Below are 19,109 nucleotides of genomic sequence, written 5' to 3'. Positions count from 1 at the left end.
CGAACTCGCCTGAATTAACTAGGAAATCGCCCATATGAATACCGCCGTCAACTCCAACGTAGTGCACGAATCCGAAGCCCAGCGCCAACACGCTCGCGTGAAAATCCCGGCCAAGCTGCGTTTCTTCGGCCCTGACCGGACTCCGGTTGAAGCCCGGCTCATCGACCTTTCCGCTGGCGGCCTGGCGTTCAACGCCGGTCAGCTGCCGCTGAAAGTCGGCGATGTGCACAAGGCTCGCCTGCAATTCGTGATCGATAACCTCGGCCTGGCCATGGACGTGGAATTGCAAATCCGCTCCGTGGATCGCCAGACCGGTCGCACCGGTTGCCAGTTCCAGAATTTGGAACCCCGTGACATTTCCACCCTGCGCCACCTGATCACTTCGCACCTGGCTGGCGACATCGTCAGCGTCGGTGAAATGCTGGCGACCTTGCAGCGCGACAACTTCACCAAGGCACGCAAGGTCAAGGATGGCGGGCACGGCATGACGCCGCTCGGCCGTCTGAAAGCAGTGACCTTCAGCGCCGGTATCTTTGTGGTCGGCCTGGTGGCATTCGGTTTCATTTTCAAATCGGTGTACGGCATGTACTTCGTCAGCCACGCCCAGGCCGGCCTGGTCAGCGTGCAGGGCATGAACATCACCATGCCGCGCGACGGCACCGTGCAGAGCCTGATCAAGGCTGATGGCGTTGCCGCCAAAGGCGCACCGCTGGCGACCTTCAGCACCAGCATGCTCGACGTACTCAAGGGCCATCTGGACGAAGGTCAACTGCAACCGTCCAAGGTTGAAGAATTGTTCGGCAAGCAAATGACCGGCACCCTGACGTCGCCGTGCGATTGCACCGTGGCTCAGCAATTGGTGGCCAACGGTCAGTACGCCAGCAAAGGCGACGTGATCTTCCAACTGGTGCCGCGCAACACCGAAGCCAACGTTGAAGCGCGCTTCACCTATCGCCAGTTCGGCGACGTGCGTCCAGGCACCTCGGTCAGCTTCCAGATCGCCGGCGAAGACCAAACCCGTACCGGCAAGATCGTCAGCAGCACCAGCCTGAAAAGCGCCGACCTGTCGTCCGACATCCGCGTGCAGATCAAACCAGACGAGCCGCTGGACAGCGCCTTCGCCGGTCGCCCGGTGGAAGTGAACAGCACTCGCGGCCCGAACCTGAGCTGGCTGATCAACAAAGCCATGGCCGCCGGTCTTTAAACAGAGGACATGCCCGTGACGATCATCAGTCTTTTGAAAACGCCGCGAATCCTGTGGGAGCGGGCTTGCCCGCGATTGGATCAATGCGGTCTTTCTGAAACACCGAGCCGCCTGAATCGCGGGCAAGCCCGCTCCCACAGTGGTTATGCGTTTTGTGCATTGGCGTTAGCGGTGAGCCTTAGCGGCTGCGCCGGCCTGCCCGACCAGCGCCTGGCCAATGAAGCCCTCAAGCGCGGCGATACCGCGCTGGCGGCGCAGAACTACCAGCAGCTGGCAGACCTGGGTTACAGCGAAGCTCAGGTCGGCCTGGCCGATCTGCAAGTCGACAGCCGTGACCCGGCGCAAATCAAAAAGGCCGAGGCGACTTACCGTGCCGCGGCCAGCGTCTCGCCGCGGGCTCAGGCTCGCCTGGGTCGTCTGCTGGTGGCCAAACCCGGTGCCAGCGAAGCCGAACATCACGAAGCCGAAGCGCTGTTGAAGAAAGCCTCGGCCAATGGCGAAGGCAACACCCTGATCCCGCTGGCGATGCTGTACCTGCAATATCCGCACAGTTTCCCGAACGTCAACGCACAGAAGCAGATCAGCCAATGGCGCGCCGAAGGCAAACCGGAAGCCGGTCTGGCGCAAGTGCTGCTCTATCGCACCCAGGGCACTTACGACCAGCATCTGGATGACGTGGAAAAAATCTGCAAAGCCGCGTTGAACACCACCGACATCTGCTACGTCGAACTGGCCACGGTCTATCAGAAACGCGGCCAGCCAGAGCAACAGGCTGAACTGATCAAGCAGATGCAGGCGGGTCACAGCCGTGGCGTCGTTTCTGCGCAACGAGTGGACAGTGTGGCCCGTGTGCTGGGCGATGCGAGCCTGGGCAAGACCGACGAAAAAACCGCTCAGTCGCTGCTCGAAGGCATCGCACCTGGCTACCCGGCGTCCTGGGTCAGCCTGGCGCAATTGCTCTACGACTTCCCGGAACTGGGTGATGTCGACGCCATGATGAAGTACCTGGACAACGGCCGCGCCGCCGACCAGCCGCGTGCCGAACTGTTGCTGGGCAAGCTCTACTTCGAAGGCAAAATGGTGCCGGCCGACGCCAAGGTCGCCGAAGAGCACTTCAAGAAAGCCGTCGGCCGGGAAGTCGCCGCCGATTACTACCTCGGCCAGATTTACCGTCGTGGTTACCTGGGCAAGGTCTATCCGCAAAAAGCCCTGGATCATCTGCTGACCGCTGCGCGTAACGGCCAGAACAGCGCCGATTTCGCCATTGCCCAACTGTTCTCCCAAGGCAAGGGCACCCGACCCGACCCGGTCAACGCTTATGTCTTCAGCCAATTGGCGAAGGCTCAAAACACCCCACAAGCCAATGAGCTTGCGCAAACCATCGAAGCGCAACTGCCGCCTGACCGGCTGGCCGAGGCCCAACGCCTGTTGAAACAAGAACAGGCCATTCGTAGTGCCGTGAGTCCGGACACGCTGGAACTGCACGCCCTGCAAGAAGAAGACGGCGAGGAATCCCTATGAAGCTCAATCCATTCGTGAAGGCCGGTATTGGCCTGACATTCGCCCTGCTGTGGTCGTGCCCGACCCTGGCGGCCCTGACCGAGGACAAGAACTTCGGCCTCGAAGTCAAAATTACCGGCCAGTCCGAAGACGACCGTGACCTGGGCACTGCCAGCGGCGGCGACGTTTCTGGCGTCGGCCTCGACCTGCGTCCATGGGTGTACGGCGAAAGCGGCGCGTGGAGCGCCTACGCCATGGGCCAGGCCGTGACGTCCACCGACATCATCGAAACGGACACCCTGCAACAGTCCGACAGCGACGGTACCCAGACCACCGACAACGGTGATCGCAAAACCAAGAAGAACTACTTGGCGATGCGCGAGTTCTGGGTCGGTTACAGCGGCCTCACGCCCTACCCTGGCGAGATCCTCAAGCTCGGACGCCAACGCCTGCGCAACGACGACGGCCAATGGCGCGACACCAACATCGAAGCCCTGAACTGGACCTTCGACACCACCCTGTTGCGCGCTAACGTCGGTATCGCCGAACGCTTCAGCGAATACCGCACCGACTTGAAAGAACTGGCCCCCAAGGATGAGGATCGTCTGCACGTTTTCGGCGACGTTGCCACTCAATGGTCGCCGGGTAACTGGGTCGGCATTCGCGGTCATCACACCCACGATGACGGCAAGCTCGACTACCCGGAGCCGGGCGTGGCCGGCGATTCGCTGGATAAAAAACAGAACGGTGACATCAGCTGGCTCGGCCTCACCGCCGACAGCGACGCCTACAACTGGCGCAATACCAACACCGTCAATTACTGGGGCAGCATCACCGGCATGAGCGGCGACACCGACACGGTCAACCCGCTGAACGCCGATGGCACGCGTCCGACCGAAGCCAAACGCGGTGAAGACCTCAATGGCTGGGCCACCGATATTGGCCTGCGTCTGCGCCTCGATCCGCAGTGGCAAGTCGGTGCGGCCTATGCCCGTGCCAGCGCCGAGTACGAACAGACCGGCCTGGAAAGCAATCGCTCGAACTACACCGGTACACGTTCGCGAGTTCACCGTTTCGGCGAAGCCTTCCGTGGCGAAATGAACAACATGCAGACCGCTACCCTGTTCGGCTCGTGGATGCTCAACGACGAATACGACGCCAGTCTGATCTACCACAAGTTCTGGCGCGTGGACGGCAACAAGCCGGTGGGCAGCAACGGCATCAACGCCGTCGAAAACAACACCGACGACGTGACCGGCGCCATCCTCTCCAGCACCTCTCTGCCGCTGGAAGATGGCAACAAAGACCTCGGTCAGGAAATGGACCTGGTGGTCACCAAGTACTTCAAGCAAGGCCTGTTGCCGGCGGCGTTGAGCCAGTCGATCGACGAGCCTTCGGCACTGGTACGGTTCCGTGGCGGTGTGTTCAAGCCCGGCGATGCGTATGGCAAAGAAGTCGACTCGTACATGCACCGCGCGTTTGTCGACGTGGTCTGGCGCTTCTGATGCAAACCGCGAAGGGAGTGCCCGACATGAACAGCGCCAAGAAAGGCTCGATCAGCCTGCTGGCCGGCGCGCTGCTGCTCGCCAGCGCAGCCGCCTTCGCCGCCGTCGAACCGGCCAAGCCCGTGCAAGCGGGAAAACCGACGACCATGGCCAAGGGGCTGCAACAGGCCAAGACTTACACCGTCAGCAGCGCGCCCACCGCGCCGCTGGACTTGGCCAAGCCGACACTGCCGGACACCTCTGGCTACACCGCCGAAGCCATCGCCGCGAAAGTCGTGCGCACCAAACCCGGCAAGATCAGCGTGCGCCGGATGATGCAGGAAAACGCCCTGAAGGACTTCATCGGCGGCGACAACAAGATGGCCGAGTGGGTGGTGCGTCAGCATGGCATCCCGCAGGCGATCTTCATCGACGATGGCTACATGAACCTCAAGGACCTGGCGAAGAAGCTGCCCAAGCAGTACTTCAGCGAAACCTCGCCGGGCGTGTTCCTGGCGAAGTTGCCGATCGTGGTGGGTAACAAGGGCATTCTGGAAATCGACAAGCAGACCCAGGAACTGCGCCTGTCCCAAGAGGCCGGTTCGTTCCTGGTCAACGACGGCCAGCTGTTCGTGCGTGATACCAAAATCACCGGTTGGAGCGAAAAGGCAAACGGCCCGTCGGCCTTCAAGTCGCCCAAGGAGTTCCGTCCGTTCCTGCTGTCCTGGGGTGGCACCGAGACGTACATTGCCAACAGCAAGATAGCCAGTTTCGGTTACGCCAACAGTAAGTCCTACGGCGTGAGTATTTCCCAATACACGCCGAACATGGCCAAGGTGCTCAAGCGCCCGGAACCGTCCGGCTGGATCGTCGGCTCCGAGTTCTCGGACATGTGGTACGGCTTCTACTGCTACGAAACCCGCGACTTCGTAGTCAAGGGCAACACCTACAAAGACAACATCGTCTACGGCATTGACCCCCATGACCGTTCCCACGGTCTGATCATCGCCGACAACACGGTGTACGGGACCAAGAAGAAGCACGGGATCATTATTTCCCGTGAGGTCAACGACAGCTTCATCTTCAACAACCGCAGCTACGACAACAAGCTTTCGGGCCTGGTGATCGACCGTAACAGTGTGAACAACCTGATCGCCTACAACGAGATCTACAAGAACCACACCGATGGCATCACTCTCTATGAGAGTGCTGACAACCTGTTGTGGGGCAACAAGGTGATCAGCAACCGACGCCACGGCATCCGTATTCGTAACAGCGTGAACATTCGCCTATACGAAAACGTCTCGATGGCCAACGGCCTGACCGGTGTCTACGGGCACATCAAAGACCTGACCGACACCGACCGGGACATCAAGCTCGATCCGTTCGACGCCCAGGTGTCGCTGATCGTGGTCGGCGGTGAACTGGCCGCCAATGGCAGCGGACCGCTGTCCATCGACTCGCCGCTGAGCGTGGAGTTGTATCGCGTGTCGATGCTCGCGCCGACCAAATCCAGCGGCATCAGCTTCTCGGGGATCCTCGGCGAGCGCCAGGATGAAATTCTCGACCTGCTGGTGCGCCAGCAGAAAGCCGTGCTGATCGACCCTGTCGAACGCCAGACCGAAATGCGGGACTGAGGATAATTTTATGCACCCACACTTGATCAAATTACTCAGCCTGTCGGCCCTGACCGCTGGCATTCTCGCGGCCAGCGGCGGTGTTCGCGCCGATAATGCCGCCAGCGTAAGCGCACCGAAATTCAAGGCCGACGATTGCTGCAATCTCTGCCCCGAAGCCCACGACCCGAAGAACTACACCACCCGCTATCAGCAGAACTTCACCACACTGGTGCAGGCGCAGGGCGATTGGCTGTTCCGTACGCAAGAAGACTTGCGCACCGAGTTCGACACCACACCCGCTGGCTACAAACGCATGAAACAACTGCACGATGCGTTCAAGAGCAAAGGCGTGGAACTGGTCATCGTTTACCAGCCGACCCGCGGCCTGGTGAACCGCAACAAGCTGAACCCGGCCGAGAAGGCGAGCTACGACTTTGACAAGGCGCTGAGGAATTACAAAACCATGCTCGGGCGTTTCGCGCAGATGGGCTACGTGGTCCCGGACCTGTCGCCACTGACCAACGAATCGCTGCCCGACACCTTGCCAGCCCACGACTTTTACTTCCGCGGCGACCAACACTGGACGCCTTATGGCGCCCAGCGCACGGCGAAAATCGTCGCCGAGAAGGTCAAGCAATTGCCGGCCTTCGCCGACGTTCCCAAGCGTGAATTCGAGACCCATAAGTCGGGTCGCATGGGCAAGACCGGAACGTTACACAACATGGCTGGTCAACTCTGTGGCACCAGCTACGCGATCCAGTACATGGATCAGTTCACCACCGAGCCGAAAGGCGAAGCGGGCGATGGCGATCTGTTCAGTGATTCCGGCAATCCGGAAATTACCCTGGTCGGCACCAGCCACAGTGGCAAGAACTACAACTTCGCCGGTTTCCTCGAAGAGGCCATCGGCGCCGACATTCTCAACGTGGCATTCCCTGGTGGTGGCTTCGAAGGTTCGATGCTGCAGTACCTGGGCAGTGAAGAGTTCCAGACCAAACCACCGAAAATCCTCATCTGGGAATTCTCGCCGCTTTATCGCCTCGATCAGGAAACCATCTACCGCCAAATGATGGCGCTGCTGGACAACGGTTGCGAAGGCAAAGACGCACAGATGAGCGCCAGCGCCACGTTGAAACCGGGCAAAAACGAATTGATGGTCAACAGCAAGAACCTGGACCTGCGCAACAGCAGCCACCAGGTCGACATCCGCTTCGCCGACACCTCGGTGAAAACCTTGCAAGCCACCCTCTGGTACATGAACGGGCGCCACGAGGACATCAAGATCGACAAACCGGAAACCTCTGAAACCGACGGGCGTTTCGCCTTCGAGTTGCGCACGGACGAAGACTGGGCCTCGCAAAATCTGCTGGCCGTCGAAGTCCAGGGACCTGAAAAACCAGGTGCCACGCCTCAGAAGGTCGAAGCGAAAATCTGCAAACGCAACGTGTTCTCCGGCACTGGGCAGCGTACCGCTCAAGCCGGGCAATGAGGCTACCTCTTATGAACTGCATGCAAACCCGAACGCTGAAAAAGATACTCGCGCCCTCCCTGCTGACGCTGGCGATGTTCGCCGGCGCCACCCAGGCTGCCGCGCCACTTCGTCCGCCCCAGGGTTACTTCGCGCCCATTGAAAAAGTCAAAACCGGCGACAAGAGTGAAGGCTGCGACGCGATGCCGACGCCCTACACCGGCGCCCTGCAATTTCGCAGCAAATACGAAGGCTCCGACAAGGCCCGTTCGACCCTGAACGAGGCATCGGAAAAAGCCTTCCGCGACAGCACCGCCGACATCACCAAGATCGAACGCAGCACCAGCAAGCAGGTGATGAAGTTCATGCGTGACGGTAACCCTGCACAACTGGAATGCACCCTGAATTGGTTGACCGCCTGGGCCAAGGCCGATGCACTGATGTCCAAGGACTTCAACCACACCGGCAAGTCCATGCGCAAATGGGCCTTGGGCAGCATGGCTTCGTCCTATATCCGCCTGAAGTTTTCTGACTCGCATCCGCTGGCCAACCACCAGCAAGAGGCGCAAGTGATTGAAGCCTGGTTCAGCAAAATGGCCGATCAGGTGGTCAGCGATTGGGACAACCTGCCGCTCGAGCAAACCAACAACCACTCGTACTGGGCCGCCTGGTCGGTGATGGCCACGTCGGTCGCCACCAACCGCCGCGATCTGTTCGATTGGGCCGTCAAGGAATACAAGGTCGGCGTCAATCAGGTCGATGCCCAAGGCTTCCTGCCCAACGAGCTCAAGCGCCAGCAACGCGCCCTCGCCTATCACAACTACGCCCTGCCGCCACTGGCGATGATCGCCAGTTTCGCTCAGGTCAACGGTGTCGATTTGCGCCAGGAAAACAACGGCGCCTTGAAACGCCTGGGTGATCGCGTGCTTGCAGGCGTGGAAGACCCGGATGAATTCGAGGAGAAGAACGGTAAAGAGCAGGACATGACCGACCTCAAGGTCGATTCGAAATTCGCCTGGCTCGAACCGTTCTGCTCGCTCTACACCTGCACGCCGGATGTGCTGGCACAGAAACACAAAATGCAGCCGTTCAAGACCTTCCGCCTCGGCGGGGATTTGACCAAGGTCTACGACCCGGCCAGCGAGAAAGGCAAAAAAGGTTCTTAGGACACACGCAACCCCTGTAGGAGCGAGGCTCGCCCGCGAAGAACGATGACACGGTTCATCAGTTCCACCGCATAACGGCCTTCGCGGGCAAGCCTCGCTCCTACAGGGATCGCGGCGGTTTGAAATGTAATGCAACCACCCAGGATTTTGATGGGGGGTTTGGGGGGGCCTTGGCCCTTGACTGTTGGTTAAACATGGAGAGATCGGGATGGTATTTTCATCCAACGTGTTCCTGTTTCTGTTCTTGCCGATCTTTCTCGGCATGTACTACTTGAGCGGGATACGCTATCGCAACTTGCTGCTGCTGATCGCCAGCTACGTGTTCTACGCCTGGTGGCGTGTGGACTTCCTTGCGCTGTTCGCAGCCGTCACGCTGTGGAACTACTGGATCGGCCTGAAGGTTGGTGCGGCAGGCGTTCGGACCAAACCGGCCCAGCGCTGGCTGCTCCTGGGCGTGGGTGTCGACCTGTGCATCCTCGGCTACTTCAAGTACGCCAACTTCGGTGTGGACAGCATCAACGCGATGATGACCTCGGTCGGTCTTTCGCCGTTCATCCTGACCCACGTGCTGTTGCCGATCGGGATCTCGTTCTACATCTTCGAGTCCATCAGCTACATCATCGACGTCTACCGTGGTGATACCCCGGCGACCCGCAACCTGATCGACTTTGCCGCATTCGTGGCGATCTTCCCGCACTTGATTGCCGGCCCCGTGTTGCGTTTCCGCGACCTGGCCGACCAGTTCAACAACCGCACCCACACCCTCGACAAGTTCTCCGAAGGTGCCACGCGGTTCATGCAGGGCTTCATCAAGAAGGTCTTTATCGCCGACACCCTGGCGGTGGTGGCCGACCATTGCTTCGCCTTGCAGAACCCGACCACGGGCGACGCCTGGCTCGGCGCCCTGGCCTACACCGCGCAGTTGTACTTCGACTTCTCCGGCTACAGCGACATGGCGATTGGTCTGGGCTTGATGATGGGTTTCCGTTTCATGGAAAACTTCAAACAGCCGTACATCAGCCAGTCGATCACCGAGTTCTGGCGTCGCTGGCACATCAGCCTGTCGACCTGGTTGCGTGACTATCTGTACATCACCCTAGGCGGTAACCGTAAAGGCACGCTGATGACCTATCGCAACCTGTTCCTGACCATGCTGCTCGGTGGTCTGTGGCACGGCGCGAACATCACCTACATCGTCTGGGGTGCCTGGCACGGCATGTGGCTGGCAATCGAAAAAGCCCTTGGCCTGAACACTTCGCCGCGCAGCTTCAACCCGGTCCGTTGGGCGCTGACCTTCCTGCTGGTGGTGATGGGTTGGGTGATCTTCCGCGCAGAGAACCTGCACGTCGCCGGTCGTATGTACGGCGCCATGTTCAGCTTCGGCGAATGGTCGTTGTCGGAACTCAACCAGGCCAGCCTCACCGGTCTGCAAGTGGCAACCCTGGTGGTGGCTTACGCAACCCTGGCGTTCTTCGGTCTGCGTGATTTCTACACCAACCGGCCACCGGTCAAGACCACGCCTGCGGCAAACACCGAGACCGATGGCCCGGCCGCTGCTCAGCCAGGTTTGATCAAAGCCGTACCGGGCGACAACCCGGGCAGCATCCACGAACCGGGTTACACCGTCGGCGTTGAAGCGACTGTGCAACCGGCCTACTGGACCGCTGACTGGTCCCGTTACGTGATGCGCGCCGTCGTACTGCTGCTGTTCATCGCCTCGATTCTCAAACTCTCGGCGCAAAGCTTCTCGCCGTTCCTTTACTTCCAGTTCTGAGGGATCTGACTATGACCCGCTCATTACGCATCTTCTACATTGCCCTGTTCCTGGTGACCTTGCTGGTCCTGGGCGTGTGGTCGGTACGCAGCTTCTTCGGCTTCAGTACCAACGCCGATGCGACCGTGCTCAACGGTCGCTGGAGCAAAGCCGTCGAAACGCACTACGACGACGAGTTCCCGATCAAGCGCCTGGGCACCAACCTTTGGGCCGCGCTGGATTTCAAACTGTTCAATGAAGGGCGCCCGGGCGTGGTGCTCGGTCGCGATCAGTGGCTCTTCAGCGATGAAGAGTTCCACCCGATCGTCAACGAAGAGTTGAACCTGCAGGGCAACTACGCGCTGGTCGAAGGCGTGCGCCAGACCTTGAAAAAACAAGGTGTGCAACTGGTGATGGCGATTGTCCCGGCCAAGACGCGTCTGTACCCGGAACACCTGGGTGAAGAGAAGCCGGCAAGTATCCACGCCAATCTGTACAAGGACTTCCACGCTCGTGTGGCGGCCGACAAGATCCTCGCCCCCGACCTGCTAGGCCCAATGCAAAAGGCCAAGCAAGACGGTCAGCAAGTGTTCCTGCGCACCGACACCCACTGGACCCCGGAAGGCGCGCAAGTCGCTGCCCAGACCCTGGCCAAAACCATTGCCGACAAGGCTCCGCTCAGCGGCGAACCGCAAAACTTCGTCACCGAACCTGCGGAGAAGGTGACGCACAAGGGCGACCTGCGGTTGTTCCTGCCGCTGGACCCTCTGTTCGAAAACCTGATGCCGGCGCAAGAGCCTTTGCAGAAGCGCAACACCGTGGCGGCCCAGGATCAGCCTGCCGGTGATGACGCTCTGTTCGCCAACACTGAAGTGCCGGTGGCCCTGATTGGCACCAGCTACAGCGCCAACCCGAACTGGAACTTCGTCGGTGCGCTGAAAGAAGCGTTGCACAGCGACGTGGTCAATTACGCCGAAGACGGCCATGGCCCGATTCTGCCGATGCTCAGCTACCTGAAAAGCGATGCTTTCAAGAACAGCCCGCCACAAGTGCTGATCTGGGAGTTCCCTGAACGATATCTGCCTGTGAACAACGAAATCGGTGACGCCGACCCGCAGTGGGTCGCAGAGCTTAAACAAGCCGGCGCACGCCAACAAAACGTAGCTGCAAACACTAAATCCGAGACGCCCGACCGGGCGCAAAACTGAAAGAGAGGTACACCATGACTTTCACTACTACTCCTCGCCGTCTCGCTAAGACCTTTGCTCTCGTCGCTGGCATGAGCGTATTGTCCTTGCAGGCCTTCGCCGGTGACGCCGCGCTCTATGGCCCGACCGCACCGAAAGGCTCCAGTTTCGTGCGGGTCTACAACGCCGGTAACGCTGAAGTCAGCGCCACCGTTGGCACCACCAACCTGAACGAAGTCGCGCCGCTGTCCAGCACAGACTTCAGCTTCATGCCGGGCGGCGATTACAGCGCCAAGGTCGGCAGCCAGAGCCTGCCGGTGAAACTGGCCGGCGACCACTATTACACCCTGGTCAACAACGCCAGCGGCGCGCCGCAACTGATCGAAGAGCCGCCGTTCAAGAACAAACAGAAATCCCTGGTACGCGTGCAGAACCTCAGCGACAAGGCCCTGACCCTGAAAACCGCCGACGGCAAGACCGAGGTGGTCCCGTCCGTGGCGGCCAAAGGCCGTGGCGAGCGTGAAATCAACCCGGTGAAAGTCAGCCTGGCACTGTACGACGGCGCCACCAAAGTCGGCGACGTGAAACCGGTTGCCCTGGAACGAGGCGAAGCCGCGGTGCTGTACGTCACCGGCAGTGGCAGCAGCCTGTCGCCAGTGTGGGTCAAGCGCCCGGTGTCGACGCGCTGATTAATTCTCTGAATTGACGCTCCCCTTGTGGGAGCGGGCTTGCCCGCGATGCAGACAACTCGGTGCAACAGATACTCCGAGGTGATGCCATCGCAGGCAAGCCAGCTCCCACAGAGGACCGAGGTGTCAATTCGGACACGGAACAAGAACAAGAGTGAAACGACAGAACGCAGTAGCTCTAACCAATCGATTTTGAAGGAGTAACAACATGATTCCGGTGATCTTGTCAGGTGGTAGCGGCTCACGTCTTTGGCCGCTTTCGCGCAAGCAATTCCCCAAGCAATTCCTCGCCCTGACCGGCGAACACACGCTGTTCCAGCAAACCCTGGAACGCCTGGTGTTCGAAGGCATGGACACCCCGATCGTGGTCTGCAACAAGGAACACCGTTTCATCGTCAACGAGCAACTGGGCGCCCGCAACCTGGACGTGCAGCGCGTCCTGATGGAACCCTTCGGCCGCAACACCGCGCCGGCCGTGGCCCTGACCGCGATGATGCTGGTCAATGAAGGTCGCGACGAGTTGATGCTGGTGCTGCCGGCCGACCACGTGCTGGAAGACCAGAAAGCCCTGCAACGCGCCCTGGCCCTGGCCACTGTGGCAGCCGAGCGTGGCGAGATGGTGCTGTTCGGCGTGCCGGCGACCAAACCGGAAACCGGTTACGGCTACATCAAATCCACCAACGATGCCCTGCTGCCGGAAGGCGTCAGCCGTGTCTCGCACTTCGTCGAAAAACCCGACGTGAAACGCGCCACCGAATTCGTCCAGTCCGGTGGTTACTTCTGGAACAGCGGCATGTTCCTGTTCCGCGCCAGCCGTTTCCTCGAAGAACTGAAAAAACACGATCCAGATATCTACGACACCTGCATGCTGACGCTGGAACGTAGCGCCCAGGATGCCGACACCGTCGACATCGACGCCGCCACCTTCGCCTGCTGCCCGGACAATTCCATCGACTATTCGGTGATGGAAAAAACCCAGCGCGCTTGCGTGGTACCGCTGACCGCAGGCTGGAGCGATGTCGGGTGCTGGTCGTCGCTGTGGGAGGTCAATGCAAAAGACGCCAACGGTAACGTCACCAAAGGCGACGTGGTCATCCAGGACAGCAAAAACTGCATGATCCACGGCAACGGCAAACTGGTGTCGGTGATCGGCCTGGAAAACATCGTGGTCGTCGAAACCAAGGACGCCATGATGATCGCCCACAAGGACAAGGTCCAAGGCGTCAAACAGATGGTCAATACCCTCAACGCGCAGGGCCGCAGCGAAACCCAGACCCATTGCGAAGTCTATCGTCCGTGGGGCTCCTACGACTCGGTCGACATGGGCGGCCGCTTCCAGGTCAAGCGCATCTCGGTCAAGCCGGGCGCGTGCCTGTCGCTGCAGATGCACCACCACCGCGCCGAACACTGGATCGTCGTCAGCGGCACTGCTGAAGTGACCTGCGACGAAAACGTGTTCCTGCTCACTGAAAACCAGTCGACCTACATCCCGATCGCCTCGGTTCACCGTCTGCGCAACCCGGGCAAGATTCCGCTCGAGATCATCGAAGTGCAATCGGGCAGCTATCTGGGTGAAGACGATATCGAGCGGTTTGAAGATATCTACGGTCGCTCCACCCCGATCGAGCGCGGCGTGTCGGTGAAAACCATCGCGCAGTGATTGACCGGTAAAAAATAAAAAGCCCCCGTCCAGCCCGCTGCGTCCCTATCCGCAGTGGGTTGGGCGGGGGCTTTTTTTGCCAATTTTTGCAGTGCCTTTACCGGCCTCTTCGCGGGCAAGCCCGCTCCCACAGGTTCTCTGATATCCACAACATCTGCGAACAACCGAAGCCACTGTGGGAGCGGGCTTGCCCGCGAAAGCGTTCTCAAATCCACCATCAACATCCAGCCCATCGCCAATTCCACCTACGCTTAGGTAGGATGCTCTTTCCCTTCCCGAGGTTTCGCGTCATGTTCATCGGCGTCCTGCTGGTCATCACCTGGCTGATCCTGCTGCTGCGCTACCCGTCCAAAGCCGTGCCGGTGTCCATGGCCGCCGCCTTCGGATTGGGTCTGGTGGCGGTGTGGGTGTTCTGGCTGGACACCCGCGAGGTCAAGCAACTGGCGCGCCTTGAGCTGCGTATAACCTACGCGCCCGAGCACTGCCCGGCCGATCGCCCCTTGAAGCTGACGATGAACAACGGCAACGACGTGCCGCTGACCGAACTGCGCTGGCGCGTCGCTGCTTATGCACCGGGCGATACGGTCAATCTGGCTGACAATCAATACGCCGCGCCGCGTTATCGCGGCCCCGGCGAATTGCAGGCCGGAGGCAATTGGGAAGACTGCTTGCCTATGCCGCCCCTGCGCCCCGGTTATCGCCCGCAAACCCTGGAGTTTCGCGCCGAGCGTTTGCAGGGTAGTTTCTCCGACTGATCCACCCCTTTTTTTGCACAAGGACCGCGCCATGCCCGTTGCGTTGATTACCGGTTGCTCCAGCGGCATTGGCCGCGCCCTTGCCGACACCTTCAAAAGTGCCGGTTACGAAGTCTGGGCCAGCGCCCGCAAGGCTGAAGACGTCGCCGCGCTCACCGCCGCCGGGTTCACTGCCGTGCAACTGGACGTGAACGATGGCCCGGCCCTCGAACAGCTGAGCGAGCGGATCAATCAGCAACGCGGCGGCCTTGATGTGCTGATCAACAACGCCGGCTATGGCGCCATGGGCCCCCTGCTCGATGGCGGTGTGCCGGCCATGCAGCGGCAATTCGAAACCAACGTGTTTGCGATCGTTGGCGTGACTCGCGCGATGTTCCCGGTGCTGCGTCGCGCCAGGGGCCTGGTGGTGAACATCGGCAGCGTGTCCGGGGTTTTGGTCACGCCGTTTGCCGGTGCTTACTGTGCGTCGAAAGCGGCGGTGCACGCCTTGAGCGATGCCTTGCGCATGGAACTGGCGCCGTTCGGCGTGCGGGTGATGGAGGTTCAGCCGGGGGCTATCGCCTCCAGTTTCGCCAAGAATGCCGGGCATGAGGCTGAGCAACTGATCACCGAGCAGTCGCCATGGTGGCCTCTGCGCGAAGGTATTCGTGCACGGGCCAAGGCGTCTCAGGACAAACCGACGCCGGCCAGCGAATTTGCCGCTGGTTTGCTCAAAGCCGTGCAGCAGAGCAAACCACCGCGCCTGATTCGCTTGGGCAATGGCAGCCGGGCGTTGCCGTTGATGGCGGGGTTGTTGCCCAAAGGGTTGTTGGAGTCAGGGTTGATGAAGCGGTTCGGGTTACGTGGGCAACTTTGAGACCGGGTTGACCCCTTCGCGGGCAAGCCTCGCTCCTACGGGTTATGCACCCATTTTGAGAGGGCGCTCATCCTGTAGGAGCGAGGCTTGCCCGCGAACACATCGGAACAGACACCACAGAACTTCAGGAAACAGCATGACCGACTACACCGAATACTTTGACGAAGTGATCCAGGCTCACATAGCCATCGAACAATGGTTGGCCGAGGAACGAGACGAGTCCGAGCTTGAGCAATTGCTGACGCGTTTTTCACCGCAGTTTTCCATGATCTCGCCGTTGGGCCGGGTGCTGGATTTCGAGGCGTTGAATGAATTGTTTCTGCTGGCGGGCGGGAAAAAGCTCGGGTTCAGGATTGAGCTCAGCGAGTTGCGCGGTGTTGCGCTATACGACGGTGGCGCAGTGGTGAGTTACCGCGAGCAGCAGACTGACGCAACGGGCCTGCACTCGGATCGGCGCTCGACCGTGGTGTTTGAAAAACAGGCGTCCGGTCAGGTGCTGTGGCGGAATTTGCACGAAACTTTTGTTACCCATGGTGCACGCTCTGCCGCGTGAGCAAAACTCCAGCCATCCTCGCTACCTGTTAAATCTGACAGTAGACACCCGTCGCATGAGCGGACCAGACTCATTCGGCGGGTGTTCGTCTCCATGAAGTCCCTTTGCCCATCAGTCTGTGGACGACCGGTGCGGTGATGTCGATGGAATACCCAACAACCGTTTTCAACCTAGAAAGCGTTGGGCGCCACCATGACTCATCCCACCAAATGGACTTCACTGGACAAAAAAATGAATACATTCAACCGTCAACATGCCGGAGACAGCGATGATACCTTTGGCGACAAAGGAAAGATCTCGCTCTCAAATCTACCTCATATCAATGGCACGGATCGTCACGTCAAAGGCCTTTGCATACTGGGCTCGGGCAAAATCATCGTCGGTGCCGTCGTGTCCCATGACGACGATCCCGCCACCTTGTACAACTCGGCCTATTACGGGCTGGCACGCCTGAATGAAGACGGAAGCCTTGATACAACATTCGCGGACCAAGGCTTCAGCTACGGAAAATTCAAAGCGCCTTTTGACGCATCAGGCGGGAAGATACTGGAGCAGGGCTCAAAGATTTACATGCTGGGCTGGACTCATCTGGACGCAGACTCCGACGAGCCCCCACCGCACTTGGTAGTTTGCCGATTCACTGAACAGGGTGATCTGGACAAAGACTTCGCAGTGCAAGGCAGACAGATTTTTCAAAACCAAACGGGCGAAGTATTCGTGCCCGACTCCAGTAACTGCGCCTTCCAGGGCGACAAAATTGTCATCAGCGCGACCTACCGTTCTTCGGGAAGCGAAAAAACCCATGGCGTCCTGTATCGAGTGAACCTAAAAGGCCAGTTGGACACCAGTTTCAACAAAACCGGTCGCCTTGATATCAGACTCGATGACACTGACCGTGCGATAGCACTTCACGCCGTGCATATCCAGAATGGTGAGAAAATCCTGTTAGCCGGATGTGTTAAACAATCCGATGGCATGAAGGGGTTCTTTGCTCGCCTCAATAGTGACGGCAGTACTGACAAGACATTCGGCGCTTCCGCAACACCAGGTTCCTACGTGTTGAACGTCGAGGAAGGAGACACCGTTATACAAGGTCTGATTCAGACAACGAATAACGGTTTCATTGGCTTCGGCAATTGTGGGCGCACCGGGAAGCTCATGAAGGGGTTGCTGATTAGAATGATGGCTGACGGTGTTCCGGATCATCTGTTCAACTTGGGCAAACCTGTCCTGACTGCGTTTGACGAACAGACCGGGGACAATTGGCAGGCTGGTTTTCTGGATGCCGCGGAGAGGATAAATGTCGTCGGCAGTTACAAAAAACTGCATATCGCCCGCTTCCTGAGCAATGGCACTGTTGATAAAGACTTCGGCTGCAATGGATACATCGAAGAAGACACAGCCATCTCGGCTGAACCTGCGCTTCTACAGCCCCGAAGTAATTCGAGGTTTATTTTTGCCGGCAATACCAGCGGAATCGGTGGTGGACTTGGCGTGTTGTGGGCATACCTGAGCTGAAGCTCAAAAACCGACACCCGCCTTCACCGAGGTGAGGGCGAGTCCGGTTCGCAGCTTACAAATCGCTTGCCTGCTTCACCACCACCGTACACGTAATCCCCGCCGCCAACAGCACCCCGCCCGGCACCTCATCAATGTGAATCCGTACCGGCACCCGTTGCGCGAGCCGCACCCAGTTAAACGTCGGGTTCACATCCGCAATCAGTTCACGACTTTCCGGGTTATCACGGTCATAGATGCCGCGCGAAATACTCTCCACGTGCCCCTTGAGCACTTCGCCACTCATCAACTGCATGTCAGCCTTATCGCCGACCCGCACGCGGGGCAATTTGGTTTCTTCGAAGAAGCCATAAACCCAGAACGAGTTCATGTCGACCACAGCCATTTTCGCTTCGCCGATGCGTGCGTAGTCGCCGCGATGGACGTTGAGGTTGGTGACGTAGCCGTCCACCGCCGCACGCACTTCGGTGCGTTTGAGGTTCAGTTCGGCCGCTTCCAGTTGTGCCTGGGCGTGCTGGTAATCGGCCAGGGCCGAGTCGGCGATGTTGGTGGCGTCGTCGCGGTTTTCCCTGGAGATCACCAGGTTGTCGAGGTCGGCGCGGCGATGGGCGTTGACCTTGCGCATCTCCCACGTGGCTTTGCGCGAGGCCACCAGCGACTGCGCCTGTTTCACCGCGATGCGGTAATGCTCGGGGTCGATGCGCATCAGCAAATCGCCCTTCTTAACTAGCTGATTGTCGCGCACTGGCACGTCCACCACTTCACCGGTAACGTCGGCGGCAACGTTGATGATGTCGGCGCGCACCCGGCCGTCGCGGGTCCAGGGTGTGTTCATGTAATGCACCCACAGGGTCCGACCGATCCACAGGGCGAGGGCCAACACCAACAGGGTCGCGAGCAGGCTGAAAAGCTTTTTCATCAGGGCCTTCTTCAGTGATAGAAAGTCAACGGTAAACAGTCAGCGCCAGGGCGCCGAACAGACAAGTAAACAGACTCAGGCGCAGCAGCGCCGGGTGCCAGAAGAAGCGATACAGATCGAACCCGGACAGGAACCGATCCAGCGCCCAGGCCAGCGCCGCGGCAATGAAAAACATCAGGGTCATGGTCGGCATGTACACGCCGTGGAAGGCGATTTCACGAGGCATGTTCAAGTCCTTTGGGCTTGGTGATGGCACTAGCTTTTATGTAGCCGGCCAGTGGCGATTGCGGGTCGAGCAGCGAGGTGCGGATGAAGTGCAGGTAGCTCTTCACCCGGCGCAGGGCGGAGGTGTCGAAGTGCGGCGCGAAGGGTTCGTCGGTGGCCTGCACGCGGCTGATCGCGTGGTCGACCGCGACCAGCGCACGCTGCAGATTGCTCGGGCCGGGTTGCAGAAACAGTCGCACCAGCGAACGCCCCATCGCCCGGATTGACTGGCGCCACGGCTGGGATTCGGCATAGGCCGGGTGCACCGGCAGAATCGCCTGTTCCTTGCGCAACTCGATGATCGCGTGGCCGACTTCCAGCACCACGAACATCCAGTGCAGCAAATCCCGCTGCACCTGCGGCTGTCCCGCTGCCAGACCGTAAGCCTGATGCAAAAGATCGCGGGTGCGACTTTCGAAACTCGACGCCAAGCCCTTGAGTTTGCCGCTGATGGCATACACCACTTGCCCGCGCAAATCCTGCTCCAGCCGCCGCCACAACCAGCGGCTGGTGG

17 protein-coding genes are annotated in these 19,109 nt (G+C 59.6%); 14 read left to right on the top strand and 3 right to left on the bottom strand.

Annotation, left to right across the window (positions count from 1 at the left end):
- The first annotated feature begins 34 nt into the window (after positions 1-34).
- From PMI18_RS24135 to PMI18_RS24200, 14 genes are all read left to right on the top strand, one after another.
- Positions 35-1,204, top strand: a complete 1,170-nt coding sequence (locus PMI18_RS24135; RefSeq protein WP_007896394.1) for an alginate biosynthesis protein Alg44 — start codon at positions 35-37, stop codon at positions 1,202-1,204.
- Between the two features lie 15 nt (positions 1,205-1,219).
- On the top strand, positions 1,220-2,725 hold the full coding sequence (gene algK, locus PMI18_RS24140) for an alginate biosynthesis TPR repeat lipoprotein AlgK (protein WP_007896393.1): 1,506 nt from the start codon (positions 1,220-1,222) through the stop codon (positions 2,723-2,725).
- Positions 2,722-4,209, top strand: coding sequence for an alginate export family protein (locus PMI18_RS24145; RefSeq protein ID WP_007896392.1), 1,488 nt, complete (start codon positions 2,722-2,724; stop codon positions 4,207-4,209). The genes algK and PMI18_RS24145 overlap by 4 nt, the downstream gene beginning before the upstream one ends.
- A 26-nt stretch (positions 4,210-4,235) precedes the next feature.
- Complete coding sequence (gene algG / locus PMI18_RS24150) at positions 4,236-5,825, top strand: mannuronan 5-epimerase AlgG (protein ID WP_007896391.1); 1,590 nt, start codon at positions 4,236-4,238, stop codon at positions 5,823-5,825.
- Between the two features lie 10 nt (positions 5,826-5,835).
- Positions 5,836-7,296, top strand: a complete 1,461-nt coding sequence (locus PMI18_RS24155) for an alginate O-acetyltransferase (RefSeq protein ID WP_007896390.1) — start codon at positions 5,836-5,838, stop codon at positions 7,294-7,296.
- Between the two features lie 11 nt (positions 7,297-7,307).
- Positions 7,308-8,441 carry a mannuronate-specific alginate lyase gene (locus PMI18_RS24160; RefSeq protein ID WP_007896389.1) on the top strand — a complete coding sequence of 378 codons (1,134 nt, stop codon included), beginning with the start codon at positions 7,308-7,310 and terminating at the stop codon, positions 8,439-8,441.
- 208 nt (positions 8,442-8,649) lie between these two features.
- A complete protein-coding gene (locus PMI18_RS24165; RefSeq protein WP_007896388.1) occupies positions 8,650-10,215 on the top strand; it encodes an MBOAT family O-acyltransferase in 1,566 nt (521 codons plus the stop codon).
- Positions 10,216-10,226: 11 nt separating this feature from the next.
- Complete coding sequence (locus PMI18_RS24170; RefSeq protein WP_007896387.1) at positions 10,227-11,402, top strand: alginate O-acetyltransferase; 1,176 nt, start codon at positions 10,227-10,229, stop codon at positions 11,400-11,402.
- A 14-nt stretch (positions 11,403-11,416) separates the two neighbouring features.
- Positions 11,417-12,070, top strand: coding sequence for an alginate O-acetyltransferase AlgF (locus tag PMI18_RS24175; protein ID WP_007896386.1), 654 nt, complete (start codon positions 11,417-11,419; stop codon positions 12,068-12,070).
- 208 nt (positions 12,071-12,278) lie between these two features.
- Entirely contained in the window at positions 12,279-13,730 is a 1,452-nt protein-coding gene (locus PMI18_RS24180; RefSeq protein ID WP_007896385.1) for a mannose-1-phosphate guanylyltransferase/mannose-6-phosphate isomerase, read from the top strand.
- Positions 13,731-14,020: 290 nt separating this feature from the next.
- Positions 14,021-14,485 (top strand): hypothetical protein, encoded by a 465-nt coding sequence (locus tag PMI18_RS24185; protein ID WP_007896384.1) that lies wholly within the window; start codon positions 14,021-14,023, stop codon positions 14,483-14,485.
- Positions 14,486-14,516: 31 nt separating this feature from the next.
- Positions 14,517-15,341, top strand: a complete 825-nt coding sequence (locus tag PMI18_RS24190) for an SDR family oxidoreductase (protein WP_007896383.1) — start codon at positions 14,517-14,519, stop codon at positions 15,339-15,341.
- 136 nt (positions 15,342-15,477) lie between these two features.
- The gene (locus tag PMI18_RS24195) at positions 15,478-15,894 is read left to right on the top strand and encodes a hypothetical protein (protein WP_007896382.1); all 417 of its coding nucleotides are present in this window, start codon (positions 15,478-15,480) and stop codon (positions 15,892-15,894) included.
- Between the two features lie 231 nt (positions 15,895-16,125).
- Positions 16,126-17,412: a delta-60 repeat domain-containing protein gene (locus tag PMI18_RS24200; RefSeq protein ID WP_007896381.1), complete on the top strand. Its 1,287-nt coding sequence runs from the start codon at positions 16,126-16,128 to the stop codon at positions 17,410-17,412.
- Positions 17,413-17,467: 55 nt separating this feature from the next.
- Here the strand turns inward: PMI18_RS24200 and PMI18_RS24205 are convergent, their stop codons facing one another.
- From PMI18_RS24205 to PMI18_RS24215, 3 genes are all read right to left on the bottom strand, one after another.
- On the bottom strand, positions 17,468-18,331 hold the full coding sequence (locus tag PMI18_RS24205; protein WP_007896380.1) for an efflux RND transporter periplasmic adaptor subunit: 864 nt from the start codon (positions 18,329-18,331) through the stop codon (positions 17,468-17,470).
- 25 nt (positions 18,332-18,356) lie between these two features.
- Positions 18,357-18,557, bottom strand: coding sequence for a DUF1656 domain-containing protein (locus tag PMI18_RS24210; protein WP_007896379.1), 201 nt, complete (start codon positions 18,555-18,557; stop codon positions 18,357-18,359).
- On the bottom strand, positions 18,547-19,109 hold a 563-nt coding region (locus PMI18_RS24215; protein WP_007896375.1), incomplete at its 5' end, for an FUSC family protein. The genes PMI18_RS24210 and PMI18_RS24215, both read right to left, overlap by 11 nt.

The organism is Pseudomonas sp. GM102 (assembly GCF_000282555.1).
Classification (GTDB): domain Bacteria; phylum Pseudomonadota; class Gammaproteobacteria; order Pseudomonadales; family Pseudomonadaceae; genus Aquipseudomonas.
This window is presented reverse-complemented; position numbering and strand designations above follow the sequence as displayed.

Excerpts from the sequence above, each read along its gene's own strand:
- algG (WP_007896391.1), top strand. The coding sequence starts at position 4,236 with ATGAACAGCGCCAAGAAAGGCTCGATCAGCCTGCTGGCCGGCGCGCTG.
- PMI18_RS24145 (WP_007896392.1), top strand. The coding sequence starts at position 2,722 with ATGAAGCTCAATCCATTCGTGAAGGCCGGTATTGGCCTGACATTCGCC.
- PMI18_RS24155 (WP_007896390.1), top strand. The coding sequence starts at position 5,836 with ATGCACCCACACTTGATCAAATTACTCAGCCTGTCGGCCCTGACCGCT.
- PMI18_RS24185 (WP_007896384.1), top strand. The coding sequence starts at position 14,021 with ATGTTCATCGGCGTCCTGCTGGTCATCACCTGGCTGATCCTGCTGCTG.
- PMI18_RS24195 (WP_007896382.1), top strand. The coding sequence starts at position 15,478 with ATGACCGACTACACCGAATACTTTGACGAAGTGATCCAGGCTCACATA.
- PMI18_RS24175 (WP_007896386.1), top strand. The coding sequence starts at position 11,417 with ATGACTTTCACTACTACTCCTCGCCGTCTCGCTAAGACCTTTGCTCTC.
- PMI18_RS24170 (WP_007896387.1), top strand. The coding sequence starts at position 10,227 with ATGACCCGCTCATTACGCATCTTCTACATTGCCCTGTTCCTGGTGACC.
- PMI18_RS24210 (WP_007896379.1), bottom strand. The coding sequence starts at position 18,557 with ATGCCTCGTGAAATCGCCTTCCACGGCGTGTACATGCCGACCATGACC.
- PMI18_RS24205 (WP_007896380.1), bottom strand. The coding sequence starts at position 18,331 with ATGAAAAAGCTTTTCAGCCTGCTCGCGACCCTGTTGGTGTTGGCCCTC.
- PMI18_RS24190 (WP_007896383.1), top strand. The coding sequence starts at position 14,517 with ATGCCCGTTGCGTTGATTACCGGTTGCTCCAGCGGCATTGGCCGCGCC.
- PMI18_RS24135 (WP_007896394.1), top strand. The coding sequence starts at position 35 with ATGAATACCGCCGTCAACTCCAACGTAGTGCACGAATCCGAAGCCCAG.
- PMI18_RS24160 (WP_007896389.1), top strand. The coding sequence starts at position 7,308 with ATGAACTGCATGCAAACCCGAACGCTGAAAAAGATACTCGCGCCCTCC.
- PMI18_RS24180 (WP_007896385.1), top strand. The coding sequence starts at position 12,279 with ATGATTCCGGTGATCTTGTCAGGTGGTAGCGGCTCACGTCTTTGGCCG.
- PMI18_RS24200 (WP_007896381.1), top strand. The coding sequence starts at position 16,126 with ATGAATACATTCAACCGTCAACATGCCGGAGACAGCGATGATACCTTT.
- PMI18_RS24165 (WP_007896388.1), top strand. The coding sequence starts at position 8,650 with ATGGTATTTTCATCCAACGTGTTCCTGTTTCTGTTCTTGCCGATCTTT.